Raw genomic sequence first — 12,067 nt, forward strand, 5'->3', positions numbered from 1 at the left:
GGGGCTCAGGAAGTCCCCCGACCGGCCGATCAAACACCCGACAGGGATCCACGGATGGGTCCCGACGAGCACCTGGATGGATCCGTTGATACAGCTACGTCGGTTGGGTGGCGCCGTCTTCGCCCTGAACCCCGACCTCATCGAACGTGCCGAGGCCACGCCCGACACGGTCGTGACGCTGGTCGGCGGCAACAAGTACGTCATCCTGGAGTCCCTCGACGAGCTCACCCTGCTCATCCAGGAGCACCGCACCCGCATCCTCGCCGACGCCGAGCTGCTGGCCATGCAGGCCAGCCAACCGGCCGAGCAGCCGGTCCCGCCCGTGCGGGGGATCGCCAGCAGCCCCGGTGCGCGCAGCCAGGTGGTGCCGATCCGCCCCCAGGACACCTGATGGACCCCTCCCTGCTCATCGGCATGGGTCTCGCGCTGGTGGCCGTGGTCGCCTCGGTCATCCTCGAGGGCGGCCACATCACCGACATGTTCCTGCTGCCGCCGATGATCCTGGTGTTCGTCGGCACGTTCGGGGTGGCGATGGCCGGCGGCATCAAGCGGGACGTCAAGGCCCTGCCCAGCCAGCTCAAGCGCGCCGCGACGGCCACCGCCCCCGACCCGTCCGAGGCGGTGGAGACGCTGGTCCACCTGGCCGGCCGGGCCCGCCGCGAGGGCATGCTGGCGCTGGAGGACGAGGCCCGCAGCATCGAGGACGACTTCCTGCGTCGCGGGCTGCAGATGGCCATCGACGGCACCGACGCCGACGACGTTGCGGTGATCCTCTCCGCCGAGGTGGACACCAAGCGGGCGGCCGACGCCGCTGCGGCCAAGCTCTTCAACGACATGGGCGGCTACGCCCCCACCATCGGCATCATCGGCACCGTGCTGGGCCTGCTGCACGTGCTGGGCCAGCTCGCCTCCCCCGACAAGCTGGGCACCGCCATCGCCGGCGCCTTCGTCGCCACCCTGTGGGGCGTCATGTCGGCCAACGTGTTCTGGTTGCCCATCGGCAACCGGCTCAAGCGGCTGAGCCAGGTGGAGTGCGACCACATGGAGGTGGTCATCGAGGGCATCCTCGCCATCCAGGCCGGGGCCTCGCCGCGCCTGGTGGAGCAGCGGCTGGCCAGCCTGGTGCCGCTGGCCGCTGACGGCACCAAGGACGCCGGCGGGAAGACCCAGGACAAGGCCGCCTGATGGCCGCGGGACGTGGCGGACACAGCGCCCGCAGCCACCGCGGGCGCTCGCACGAGGAGCACGCCGAGGACGGCAGCGAGCGCTGGATGGTGACCTACGCCGACATGGTCACCCTGCTGCTGGTGCTGTTCATCGTGCTCTACGCCATGGGGTCGGTGAACACCTCCAAGTACGAGGAGCTCAAGACCAGCCTGGCCGGCGCGTTCAGCTCCGGGCCCACCCCAGGGCTGACCGACAGCGGCTCCGGACTGGTCAGCGGGGGCCAGCTGAGTCCTCCGCTGCCGCCCGCACCGCAGAACATCGCCCCTGCCGCACCCACGCTGGCCCCCATCGACCAGGCGGCCCAGGACGCGGCCCGCGCTGCTGCCCAAGCCACCGCCCAGCGCGCGCAACCGGCGCCGGCCGGCACCAGCGACGCCGCCCGCCGCGAGCTGGAGGAGTTCCTGCGCATCGAGGAGGAGATCAACCGGTCGCTGGCCGAGCGGGGCCTGGCCGGCAGCGCCGAGTACACGATCAACGAGCGCGGCCTGGCCGTCACCATTGTCACCGACTCCTTGGTGTTCCCCGGCAACAGCGCCGTGCTGGGGGTGGACGGGCCGCGCATCCTGGACGCCGTCATCCCGCCGCTGCAGCGGGCCACCAACCTGATCCAGGTGGACGGGCACACCAACCAGCAGAACGTGGGCACCGACCCCTACCCCAGCGGCTGGGAGCTCTCCTCGGCCCGCGCCTCCGCGGTGGTCCGCTACCTGACCAGCGTCGGCCGCATCAGCTCCGGCCGGCTCAGCGCCGCCGGGTTCTCCGACCAGCGCCCCCTGGTGCCGGCCAGCGACCCGGCCTCGGTCACCCGCAACCGCCGGGTGGACATCGTGGTCGTCTCCCAGCTGCCGCTGGCCGAGCGCGGTGCCCTCGCCAGCCCGTCGGGACCCGGCGGATGAGGCGCCCACCGCCGTCCCCGCCCCTCGCCCGCCCCGCCACCCGACGCCGGAACCAGGAGTGAGCCCCATGCCCGTCGACACCGCCCCCACCACCCGAGCGGCGAGCAGCGCCCCGTCCGGGGCTGCGGCCGCCGGGGCCAAGCGCCGCTCCGGTGACGCCACCGACGCTCCGGCCAAGGCCGGCGCCGGCCGCAAGAAGATCATCGTGATCGCGGTGGTGGTGCTCCTGCTCGCCGCCGCCGGCTACTTCTTCCTCGCCCCCTCCGGCGAGGAAGGGCCCCCGGAGCCCGGGCCGGTGGTGGCCATGGAGACCACCACCCTGAACCTGGCCGACGGGCACTTCCTGCGGGTGAAGATCGCCCTGCAGACCGTGCTGGGCGCGGACGAGGCGCTGGACACCAGCAAGGCCGCGCAGCTGGTGATCAGCGAGCTCAGCAACCGGCCGATGGCCAGCCTGAGCACCGAGGCCGCGCGCACCGAGGCCAAGACGGCGCTGCTGGGCAAGCTCCAGCAGGCCTACCCCGACCAGATCATGGACCTGTACTACACGGAGTTCGTCATGCAGTGATGCCCGCGCCGGGGGTGTCCGTGAAAACCCCATCCGTGAAAACCCTTGGCCCCGAGCGGACCTCGCTCGACGCCCGTCGTCGGAGGCCGCCTCAGGTTCGGCCGAGCGCGGTCGAAGAGTAACCATGTGGCACCCACTTCGACCGGTACAGCCGCGCCCGTGGCGCGGCTGCTGCGCCGCACGGCCCCCGCCGGCGCGGTCCCGTACGACTTCCGCAGGCCCGCCAAGCTGCCCCGGGAGTACATGCGTGGCCTGCAGCTGAGCTACGAGACCTTCGGTCGCCGGCTGGGCACGCTGCTCACCAGCGGCCTGCGCCAGCTGAGCACGGTCAACCTGGTGGCCATCGAGCACCAGACCTACGAGGAGTACGCGGCCGGGCTGGAGCCGACCACCCTGATGGCGGTGCTGGACATCGCCCCGCTGCAGGGCACGGCGATCTTCGAGATGTCGGTGCCCACGGCGCTGGGGTGCCTGGACTACATGCTCGGTGGCGCGGGCGGTGAGCAGCCCACCCGCCAGCTCACCGACATCGAGGTGACGGTGCTGCGCACGCTGCTGGACCAGATCCTCGCCGTGCTCGCCTACGCCACCGAGCCCACGGTGGGCATGACGCCCACGCTGCGCACCCTCGAGTACCACCCGCAGTTCATCCAGCCGGTGCCCGCCGCTGACACCGTGGTGGTGGCCTCCTTCGAGATGCGGGTGGGCAACCAGGTCTGCGTCGCCACCCTCTGCGTGCCCTTCGCCTCGCTGCAGCCGCGGCTGCAGGTCGGTGCGGAGGGCGCACCCCAGTCGGCCGCCGAGCGCAGCTCGCGGGAGCGGGCCGCGCGGCAGGTGCGCTCAGCCATGGGCAACGTGCCGGTGGACGTCTCGGTGGCCTTCCGCCCCCTGCAGCTGACCCCGCAGGAGGTCATCGCCCTGGTGCCCGGCTCGGTCATCAGCCTCAACCACCCGGTGAGCACCCCGCTGACGGTCGACGCCGGCGGCGTCACCTTCGCCCACGCCCTCGCCGGACGGCAGGGCACCCGCCTCGCCGGCCTCGTCATCGGCACCCCCCTGGAGCAGACACCATGACCACCCCGTCCCCGGCCGACGCCGTCCGCCAGGCCGCGCTCGCCGCCATCGCCGCGCTGCCCATCGCCGAACCCCTCACCCTGGGCGAGCCGGTCACCCACACCGCTGCGCTGGACTTCGACGGGGTGGCGGTCACCGCCCGCTTCACCGGCGGCACCGGCGGCGAGGTGGTGGTGGCCGTGGAGCGTGCCGTGAGCGAGGCGCTGCAGGGCTCCGCGCTGGGCTCGCTCGACCTGGGCTCGGCGCTGGCTCCCGCCCTGGCTGCCGCCGCCGGCACCGTGGGCACCGTGCAGACCGGGCCCGGCCAGGTGCTCGACGTGCGCCCCGCGCTGGACGCCCTGCTCAGCAAGCCCGGTGCCGCGGTGGTGCCGCTGCTGCACCAGGGCGTGGTGCGCGCCGTGGTCGGCCTGGCGGTCGCCGCGTCGGCGGCGCCCGCGGTGGCCCCCACCACGCCGCTCTACCCGACGCTGGAGGAGGCCCGTGCCACCGCCGCGGCCCCCGGTGGCATGGGTGCCCAGCAGATCCGGCGGGGCCTGGACCTGCTGCGCGACGTGCACATGGAGGTCACCGCCCAGATCGGTGCCACCCGCATGACGGTGAACGAGCTGCTCACCCTCACCGACGGCGCCGTGGTGGAGCTGGACCGGGCGGCGGGCGCCCCGGCCGACCTGCTGGTCAACGGGCACCTCATCGCCCGCGGCGAGGTGGTGGTGGTGGACGAGAACTTCGGTCTGCGGATCACCGAGATCGTGGTCGGTGACGAGATGGTCTCCGCACCCGCGTGAGCACCGTCGAGCTCGTCGGCCGGATGATCCTCGCCCTGGTCGTCGTGATCTTCGTGATGTGGGGCCTGGCCAAGTGGGCCCGCAAGCCGCTCGGCGCCGGTGCGGGCCAGGTGCTGACCGTGCTGGCCCGCCAGCAGCTCAGCCGCACCTCCTCGGTGGCCGTGGTGAAGGTGCTCGACCAGGCCCTGGTGCTCGGCGTGACCGAGCAGGGCATCCGCCTGCTCACCGAGGTCGACCTGGACCAGGTGCAGACCGTGCTGTCCACGCCGCCGGCACCGCGCGAGCGGCGGCTGCGCCGCCCCTCCAGCACTAACCCCGGCTCCACCGCCGACCCGCTCGCCGAGCCCGCGCCGGAGCCGGTGACGCTGACGAAGAGCGCCACCGCGCCGGGTCGCCTGGACGGCTCCGTGCTCTCCCCCCGCACCTGGCACCAGGCGGTGGACGCCGTCCGCGACCTCACGGCGCGCCGGTGAGCACCCGCCCGGCCGGCCGGCCGGTGGTGCGCACCACGGTGCTGGCCCTGCTCGCCGGGCTGTTCCTGCTGCTGGCCGTCCCCGCCGCCCCGCACGCCGCTGCCGCCTCGGCCCAGCCAGGGGCGAGCCCGCCAGGAGCGACTCTGGTGGTGGCCGCCGCGGTGGCCCAGCCGCTGCCCCAGCAGACCGAGCCCACCCCGCCGGCTCCGCCCACGGCGCCCGATGCGCCCACCGGTTCGGTGACCGTGGACGTCAACCCCTCCCCCAGCACCTCGGTGAGCATCCTGCTGCTGCTCACGGTGCTGTCGGTGGCGCCGTCGATCCTGCTGCTGATGACGAGCTTCACCAAGATCTTCGTCGTCCTCGGCCTCACCCGAAATGCGTTGGGGCTCAACACTGTTCCACCCAACCAGGTGCTCGCCGGGCTCTCGTTGTTCCTCAGCCTGTTCATCATGACGCCGGTGCTGAAGCTGGTGAACTCCGAGGGGCTGCAGCCCTACCTCAACGGCACCAAGACGCAGTCCGACGCGTTCGACGACGGCATCAAGCCGCTGCGGGAGTTCATGCTCGCCCACACCCGCACCGAGGAGATCGCGATGATGCTGCGGGCGGCCAAGCTGCCCAACCCGCCCAGCCCGGACGCCGTGGAGCTGACCACGCTCATCCCGGCGTTCGTGCTCTCCGAGCTGCGGGCGGCGATGATCATCGGCTTCGTCATCTTCATCCCGTTCCTCATCATCGACATGGTCGTGTCGTCCTCGCTCATGTCGCTGGGAATGATGATGCTCCCGCCGGTCACGGTGTCCCTGCCGTTCAAGATCCTGCTGTTCGTGCTCGCCGACGGCTGGGGGCTGATCATCAACTCCCTGGTCACCAGCTACAACACCGGCTGATCCCCCAGCACACGCCCGTCCGTGCCCAGCCGAACCACCCCTGACTCGAGGTACCCGCCATGACCGACACCGCGATCGTCCACCTGGGACTGCAGGCCATGCTGATCGGCTTCCAGCTGGCTGCGCCGGTGCTGCTCACCGCCCTGGTCATCGGCTTCGCCATCTCGATGTTCCAGTCGGCGACGCAGATCCAGGAGTTCACGCTCTCCTTCGTGCCCAAGGTGATCGGCGTCGGGGTGGCGCTGCTGGTCTCCGGCAGCTGGATGATGCACACGATGATCACCTTCACCGAGCAGCTGTTCACCCAGATCCCCTCCCTGACCAGCTGAGCGAGGGCGAGCCCACCCGTGGACGTGCGATGAGCGTGCAGCTGGACACCGCGAGCCTGCTCGCGGTGCTGCTGGCCTCGATCCGCATCGGCGCGTGGCTGATGATCGCCCCACCGCTGGCCACCGCGGGCGTGCCGCGCACCGTGCGGATGATGCTGGCCGGGGTGCTGTCGCTGGTGGTGGTGGGCACCGCCCGGCAGAACGTGCCCGCCGCGGAGATCGGGCCACTGGTGGGCAGTGCCGTGCAGCAGCTGCTGATCGGCGCCGCACTGGGGTTCCTCACCCGGCTGCTGTTCACCGCCGTCGAGGCGGCGGGGACGATGGTCGACCTGTTCGGGGGGTTCTCCCTGGCCGCGGCCTACGACCCGCTGATGGCCAACACCAACGCCGTGTTCGGGCGGCTGTTCGCGCTGCTCACCACGGTGCTGATCTTCGCCAGCAACGCGCACCTGGTGATCATCACCGGCTTCCTGCGCACCTTCACCGCGCTGCCGCTGGACGCCACCCTGTCGCTGTCCGACCTCGGCGCCACCCTGGTCACCGCCATGACCGACATGTTCATCGCCGCGCTGCAGATCGCCGCCCCGATGATCGCGGTGCTGTTCATCGCCGACGTGGCGCTGGGCCTGCTCAGCCGGATCTCCCCGCACCTGAACATCTTCTCGGTGAGCTTCCCGCTGAAGATCGGCCTGACCCTCGGGCTGGTGGGACTGGTGCTCACCACGCTGCCCGGGGTGATCACCACCATGGCCGACACCGCCAGCCGGATGATCTCGGCGGTGATCGGCTGATGGCGGGCAAGCCGGCGGGTGAGAAGACCGAGCAGGCCACCCCGCAGAAGAAGAAGAAGGCCCGCAAGGACGGCCAGATCGCGCACAGCCCGGAGCTGGGCTCCTGGCTCAGCCTGGCCGCCGCCAGCTTCGTCATCCCGATGGTGTGCAGCTCGCTGATGAGCCTGTGCCGGGCCACCATGGTCCAGGTCGGGGCGCTCATCACCACCCCTGACACCAGCCGGGCGCTGCAGCTGGCGCGCGACACCATGCTGGAGGCGGCGATGGCCACCGTGCCGCTGGCGGCGGTGGTGATGCTGACCTCGGTGCTGGCCTCGGGCTCGCAGGCCGGGATCTACCTGGCGCCCAAGCTGTGGAAGCCCAAGGTGTCGCGGCTCAACCCCTTCAGCGGGGTCAAGCGGATGTTCGGCCCCCAGGGGCTGTGGCAGCTGGTCAAGTCGATGCTCAAGCTCGGGGTCCTGTGCGGGATCACCTACCTGTCGGTGCGCGACCTGGTGCCGGCGCTGATGAGCGCCGGCACGCTGCCGCTGACCAGCGTGCTGGACACCACCGTGGACTCCGCGATGCGGCTGGTGCGCTACGGCGCGGTGGCCGGGGTGGTGATGGCGATCGCGGACGTGATCGTGGTGCGCCGACGCACCAGCAAGCAGCTGAAGATGACCAAGCAGGAGGTGAAGCAGGAGCACAAGACCTCCGAGGGCGACCCGGTGCAGAAGGGCGCTCGCCGCTCGCGCGCGCTGGCCATGAGCCGCAACCGGATGATGGCCGACCTGCCCACCGCCGACGTCATCGTGCTCAACCCCACCCACCTCGCCGTGGCGCTGCGCTACGACCCCGCCCGCGGCGCGCCCCGGGTGATCGCCAAGGGCGCGGACTTCACCGCCGCGCGCATCCGCGAGGTGGCCGCCGAGCACCGCATCCCGATGGTGCGCGACGTGGCGCTGGCCCGCAGCCTGCACGCCACCTGCGAGATCGGCCACGAGATCCCCGCCGACCTGTACCAGGGCGTGGCGACCGTGCTGGCCTTCGTGATGCGGCTGCGCCGGCGCGGTTCGGTGGCCGGCACCCACCAGCTGCCCGCCGTCGCACACTGATCCAACTTCGTTGCCGCACTCAGGTTCTGGTGACAGCTGCCGAACAGAACCAGTGCCAGGACGGTGAGTCGATGCAGCCCAGGGACCGGGATGCACCAGCAGTGTTCCCCGAGCCATGCCCCCGGAGCAGCGACACCTCGCCGCTTCCTCGTCGCGTCTGAGCAGTAGGTGTCGTGAATCCCAAGTCGCTGAGCAAGCTGGCGGTGCCCATCGGCATCGTCTCCGTCATCATGATGATGGTGGTGCCGGTGCCTGCCATGGTGCTGGACCTGCTGATCGCCTTCAACATCACCCTGGCCGTGCTCATCGTGCTGGTCAGCATGTACGTCAAGCGGCCGCTGGACTTCTCCAGCTTCCCCTCGCTGCTGCTCATCGCCACGCTCTTCCGGCTCGCGCTGAACATCTCCGCCACCCGCCTGGTGCTCACCGACGGCTACGCCGGTGAGGTCATCGGCGCCTTCGGCCACTTCGTCATCGGCGGCTCGCTGATCATCGGGCTGATGATCTTCACCATCCTGCTGGTGGTGCAGTTCGTGGTCATCACCAACGGCGCCGGGCGGGTGGCCGAGGTGGGCGCGCGGTTCACCCTGGACGCCATGCCCGGCAAGCAGATGGCCATCGACGCCGACCTCAACTCCGGCCTGATCGACGAGAAGCAGGCCCGTGAGCGGCGCGCCGAGGTCTCCTCCGAGGCCGACTTCTACGGCTCGATGGACGGCGCCTCCAAGTTCGTCAAGGGCGACGCCATCGCGGCCATCCTGATCACCCTGATCAACCTCATCGGCGGCATCGCCATCGGGGTGGTCTCGCACGGGATGCCCGTGGGCGAGGCGGTCAGCAAGTACAGCCTGCTCTCCGTGGGTGACGGCCTGGTCTCCCAGATCCCGGCGCTGCTGCTGTCGGTGGCCACCGGCCTCATCGTCACCCGCTCCAGCGACTCCGACGACCTGGGCACGGTGGTCGCCGCCCAGCTGGGCCGGCACCAGCGCGCGCTGCAGATCGCCGGTGGCGCCGCGATCGCGCTGTGCCTGGTGCCGGGCCTACCCAAGCTGCCGTTCATCGCCGTGGGCGGACTGCTGCTGTTCCTGGCCCAGCGCCTGGGCGCGACCACCAAGCAGGAGGCGGCCGAGGCGGCGATGCTCGAGGCCGCCACCGCCACCGGCCCCGCCCCGGACAGCACCAACGCGCTGCTGGACGACCTGGCGGTCGACCCGCTGGAGCTGGCGCTGGCCCCGGACATGATCTCCCTGGTGGACGGCGCCGGCGCCGACCTGCTCGACCGGGTGCGCGCCCTGCGCCGCAAGCTCGCGCTGGAGCTAGGCCTGGTGATGCCGCCGGTGCGCACCCGCGACAACCTGGACCTGCCCGCCTCCACCTACGCCATCAGCGTCAACGGCGTGGAGGTCGCCCGCGGCGCCGCGCCGGCCGGCACCGCCCTGGCCATCGGCGACAACCTGGACAACCTGCCCGGCGTGGTGGGCCAGGAGCCGGTGTTCGGGCTGACCGGCAAGTGGATCCACACCAGCCTGCGTGGCCAGGCGGAGATGCTCGGAGCCACCGTGGTGGACCAGTCGTCGGTGATCATCACGCACCTCTCCGAGATCGTGCGCACCCACGCCAGCCAGCTGCTGGGTCGCGAGGACACCGCCGCGCTCACCCAGGCCCTCAAGCGCAGCCACCCAGTGGTGGTGGAGGACCTCACCCCCGCCCTGCTGAGCCTGGGCGAGGTGCAGCGGGTGCTGCGGGCGCTGCTCGACGAGGGGGTGCCCATCCGCGACCTGGTGCGCATCTTCGAGGCGCTCTCGCTGGCCGCGAAGACCGGCACCGACCCCGACCGGCTGGTGGAGGCTGCGCGCCTGGCCCTGGCCCCAGCCATCACCGCGGCCCACCTGACCGACGGGCGCCTCAGCGTGCTGACCCTCGAGCCGTCCATGCAGCAGGGCCTGCTGGAGTCGCTGCGGCCCAGCGAGACCGGGGTGCAGCTGCTGCCCACCCCGGACCTGCTCGAGGGCGTGCTGGAGGGCGTGGCCCGGATGCACCAGCAGGCCCTGGAGCACGGCTACCGCCCGGTGCTGGCCTGCGCACCGCAGATCCGGCTGCCACTGCGCCGGTTGATCGCCAGCACGGTGCCCGACCTGCCGGTGATGTCGTACTCGGAGATCTCCCACAACGCGGTGGCCGTGGACACCGTGGGCGTGGTGGCCGACGGCCGCACGGTCGGTGTCTGACATGAGCGACGCCGAGACGGCAGACACCACCGGGGTGCTGACTGCCGAGGGCAGCGACGTGCGCCGCCTGGTGGAGCAGCTGCGGGAGCGCCACGGCGACATCAGCGTGCTCAGCCACGAGCGGGTGCGCCGTGGCGGCGTGGCCGGCTTCTTCGCCCGCGAGTCCTTCCGCCTCACCTACCGGGTGCAGGCCGCGCCACCCGCCCCGGCCGAGGTGGACCCGGCCGCAGCGCTGGAGCCGGCCGAGCTGGACCCGGTCGCGGCGCTGGTGGCGGACGCTGACCGGCTGGACCACGTGGACACCTCGAGCGACGGCCGGACGCTGTCCGCCTCGGAGGACGGCTGGCACGTCGACGACGCCCTGCTGGACCTGCTGGGCTCCACCGACCACCGGGAGAGCACGCTCAACGGCACCCCGCACGAGCTCGACTTCGCCCAGGTGCTGCAGAACCTCGTCGGCGGCACCAGCTCCCCCAACGACACCGGCTCCTTCAACGACCACGGCTCCGTCAACGGCACCGGCCACACCAGCGACGGTCCCGACGATGTGCCGGACGCTGGGCTGCTGGACCTCCCCCGGTCACCGGCGGCGCCCAGCGTCGGTGGCGGCGCGGCCACCCGGCGGCGGATGGAGATGCTGGTGCAGCTGCGCGACCTCGGCGTCCCCGTGCTCACCGGCCCCGCCGCCGGCACCGACAACGTCTTCCAGGCGCTGGCCGACATCCTGGACGAGCTGCCTCCACCCCCGCTGCCGCCCCGCGGTGCCGGCGAGCTGCTGGTGCTGGTGGGCGATCTCGCCCCCAGCCTGCGCACCGCGCACGCCGTGGCGGCCACGCTGCGGCTGGACCCCGCCGGCATCCGGGTGGCCGGGCACCCCGGCGACCCGGTGCTGGCCCACCCCGGCACCCCGGTGATGAGCACCCCGGCCGAGGCGACCGCCCTGCGCGCGGAGCTGACCACCGCCACCACCCCCGCCGTGCTGGTGCTGGGCACCGACGGTGGGCCTGAGCACGGCGAGGACCCCTGGGGCCCGGCGATGCTGCAGGCGCTGCACCCGACCGTGGTGTGGGCGGTGGTGGACGCCACCAGCAAGACCGAGGACACCCGCGCCCGGCTGCGCCCGCTCGGCGTCGACGCGCTCTGCGTGCACTCCTCGCGGCGCAGCACCAGCCCCGCCACCGTGTGGGACCTGGACCTGCCCGTGGCGCTGCTGGACGGGCGCCCTGCCGACGCGACCGCCTGGGCGGGGCTGCTGTTCGCCCTGTTGCGCACCGGTGCTCGTCGGGCAAGCACCTGAGCTGGCCCCTGCCCCGGCTCCGCCGCCGCCCGTTCCTGATCGACCGAGAGGTACCCGATGTTTCGTTGGTCCGTCCTGCTGCTCGCCCTGGTGATGAGCGTGCCCGCGCTGTGGTCGGCGTTCGTCGTGGAGTCGATGAGCCCGACCACCGCCGGAGTCCGCTTCCTGGTCGCCGTGCCGGTGGCGGCGCTGATGGTGGCCGCGCTGCGCGCCGTCACTGCACCTCCACAGCCAGCACCGGCCGGCGCCGCGGGGCGCGGACCGGTGGCCCGCTGAACCCGTTCAGCGCGATGACGCCCGGGAGGTCACGGACCAGGCCACCCTTGCGTGGCTGTACGACGTCTACGTCGCTCGCACGAGCCGAGGGAAGGGCTCCATCGAGAAGCGAAAGAAGTGGATGGCGCTCGGCGCC

At 72.1% G+C, this 12,067-nt stretch carries 14 protein-coding genes; all 14 read left to right on the plus strand.

Annotated features, from left to right (window positions below; all coding sequences use genetic code 11):
- The first annotated feature begins 76 nt into the window (after window positions 1-76).
- On the plus strand, window positions 77-391 hold the full coding sequence (locus tag ELX43_RS08670) for a flagellar FlbD family protein (protein ID WP_127783027.1): 315 nt from the start codon (window positions 77-79) through the stop codon (window positions 389-391).
- The gene (locus ELX43_RS08675) at window positions 391-1,185 is read left to right on the plus strand and encodes a MotA/TolQ/ExbB proton channel family protein (protein WP_127783028.1); all 795 of its coding nucleotides are present in this window, start codon (window positions 391-393) and stop codon (window positions 1,183-1,185) included. Before ELX43_RS08670 ends, ELX43_RS08675 begins: the two co-directional genes overlap by 1 nt.
- Window positions 1,185-2,123 carry a flagellar motor protein MotB gene (locus ELX43_RS08680; protein WP_127783029.1) on the plus strand — a complete coding sequence of 313 codons (939 nt, stop codon included), beginning with the start codon at window positions 1,185-1,187 and terminating at the stop codon, window positions 2,121-2,123. Before ELX43_RS08675 ends, ELX43_RS08680 begins: the two co-directional genes overlap by 1 nt.
- Before the next feature lie 67 nt (window positions 2,124-2,190).
- Window positions 2,191-2,691 (plus strand): flagellar basal body-associated FliL family protein, encoded by a 501-nt coding sequence (locus ELX43_RS08685; RefSeq protein WP_127783030.1) that lies wholly within the window; start codon window positions 2,191-2,193, stop codon window positions 2,689-2,691.
- Window positions 2,692-2,850: 159 nt separating this feature from the next.
- Window positions 2,851-3,765 carry a flagellar motor switch protein FliM gene (locus tag ELX43_RS08690; protein WP_127783031.1) on the plus strand — a complete coding sequence of 305 codons (915 nt, stop codon included), beginning with the start codon at window positions 2,851-2,853 and terminating at the stop codon, window positions 3,763-3,765.
- Entirely contained in the window at window positions 3,762-4,550 is a 789-nt protein-coding gene (gene fliN / locus ELX43_RS08695) for a flagellar motor switch protein FliN (RefSeq protein WP_127783032.1), read from the plus strand. The genes ELX43_RS08690 and fliN overlap by 4 nt, the downstream gene beginning before the upstream one ends.
- Window positions 4,547-5,023: a flagellar biosynthetic protein FliO gene (locus tag ELX43_RS08700; protein WP_127783033.1), complete on the plus strand. Its 477-nt coding sequence runs from the start codon at window positions 4,547-4,549 to the stop codon at window positions 5,021-5,023. Before fliN ends, ELX43_RS08700 begins: the two co-directional genes overlap by 4 nt.
- Entirely contained in the window at window positions 5,020-5,916 is an 897-nt protein-coding gene (fliP, locus tag ELX43_RS08705) for a flagellar type III secretion system pore protein FliP (RefSeq protein WP_206518154.1), read from the plus strand. The genes ELX43_RS08700 and fliP overlap by 4 nt, the downstream gene beginning before the upstream one ends.
- Before the next feature lie 59 nt (window positions 5,917-5,975).
- The gene (locus ELX43_RS08710) at window positions 5,976-6,245 is read left to right on the plus strand and encodes a flagellar biosynthetic protein FliQ (protein WP_127783034.1); all 270 of its coding nucleotides are present in this window, start codon (window positions 5,976-5,978) and stop codon (window positions 6,243-6,245) included.
- A gap of 29 nt (window positions 6,246-6,274) precedes the next feature.
- The gene (locus ELX43_RS08715) at window positions 6,275-7,036 is read left to right on the plus strand and encodes a flagellar biosynthetic protein FliR (RefSeq protein ID WP_127783035.1); all 762 of its coding nucleotides are present in this window, start codon (window positions 6,275-6,277) and stop codon (window positions 7,034-7,036) included.
- The gene (locus ELX43_RS08720; protein WP_127783036.1) at window positions 7,036-8,130 is read left to right on the plus strand and encodes an EscU/YscU/HrcU family type III secretion system export apparatus switch protein; all 1,095 of its coding nucleotides are present in this window, start codon (window positions 7,036-7,038) and stop codon (window positions 8,128-8,130) included. Before ELX43_RS08715 ends, ELX43_RS08720 begins: the two co-directional genes overlap by 1 nt.
- Window positions 8,131-8,303: 173 nt before the next feature.
- Window positions 8,304-10,358, plus strand: a complete 2,055-nt coding sequence (gene flhA, locus ELX43_RS08725; RefSeq protein ID WP_127783037.1) for a flagellar biosynthesis protein FlhA — start codon at window positions 8,304-8,306, stop codon at window positions 10,356-10,358.
- A 1-nt stretch (window position 10,359) separates the two neighbouring features.
- Entirely contained in the window at window positions 10,360-11,655 is a 1,296-nt protein-coding gene (locus ELX43_RS08730; RefSeq protein WP_127783038.1) for a hypothetical protein, read from the plus strand.
- A 57-nt stretch (window positions 11,656-11,712) separates the two neighbouring features.
- Entirely contained in the window at window positions 11,713-11,931 is a 219-nt protein-coding gene (locus ELX43_RS08735; protein WP_127783039.1) for a hypothetical protein, read from the plus strand.
- Window positions 11,932-12,067 lie beyond the last annotated feature (136 nt).

It is taken from the genome of Rhodococcus sp. X156 (assembly GCF_004006015.1).
GTDB lineage: Bacteria > Actinomycetota > Actinomycetes > Mycobacteriales > Mycobacteriaceae > X156.

What these genes read in the sequence shown, in the direction of transcription:
- ELX43_RS08720 (WP_127783036.1), top strand. Translation starts at nt 7,036, where the DNA reads ATGGCGGGCAAGCCGGCGGGTGAGAAGACCGAGCAGGCCACCCCGCAG.
- fliN (WP_127783032.1), top strand. Translation starts at nt 3,762, where the DNA reads ATGACCACCCCGTCCCCGGCCGACGCCGTCCGCCAGGCCGCGCTCGCC.
- ELX43_RS08710 (WP_127783034.1), top strand. Translation starts at nt 5,976, where the DNA reads ATGACCGACACCGCGATCGTCCACCTGGGACTGCAGGCCATGCTGATC.
- ELX43_RS08735 (WP_127783039.1), top strand. Translation starts at nt 11,713, where the DNA reads ATGTTTCGTTGGTCCGTCCTGCTGCTCGCCCTGGTGATGAGCGTGCCC.
- ELX43_RS08685 (WP_127783030.1), top strand. Translation starts at nt 2,191, where the DNA reads ATGCCCGTCGACACCGCCCCCACCACCCGAGCGGCGAGCAGCGCCCCG.
- ELX43_RS08675 (WP_127783028.1), top strand. Translation starts at nt 391, where the DNA reads ATGGACCCCTCCCTGCTCATCGGCATGGGTCTCGCGCTGGTGGCCGTG.
- ELX43_RS08730 (WP_127783038.1), top strand. Translation starts at nt 10,360, where the DNA reads ATGAGCGACGCCGAGACGGCAGACACCACCGGGGTGCTGACTGCCGAG.
- ELX43_RS08680 (WP_127783029.1), top strand. Translation starts at nt 1,185, where the DNA reads ATGGCCGCGGGACGTGGCGGACACAGCGCCCGCAGCCACCGCGGGCGC.
- ELX43_RS08670 (WP_127783027.1), top strand. Translation starts at nt 77, where the DNA reads ATGGATCCGTTGATACAGCTACGTCGGTTGGGTGGCGCCGTCTTCGCC.
- ELX43_RS08715 (WP_127783035.1), top strand. Translation starts at nt 6,275, where the DNA reads ATGAGCGTGCAGCTGGACACCGCGAGCCTGCTCGCGGTGCTGCTGGCC.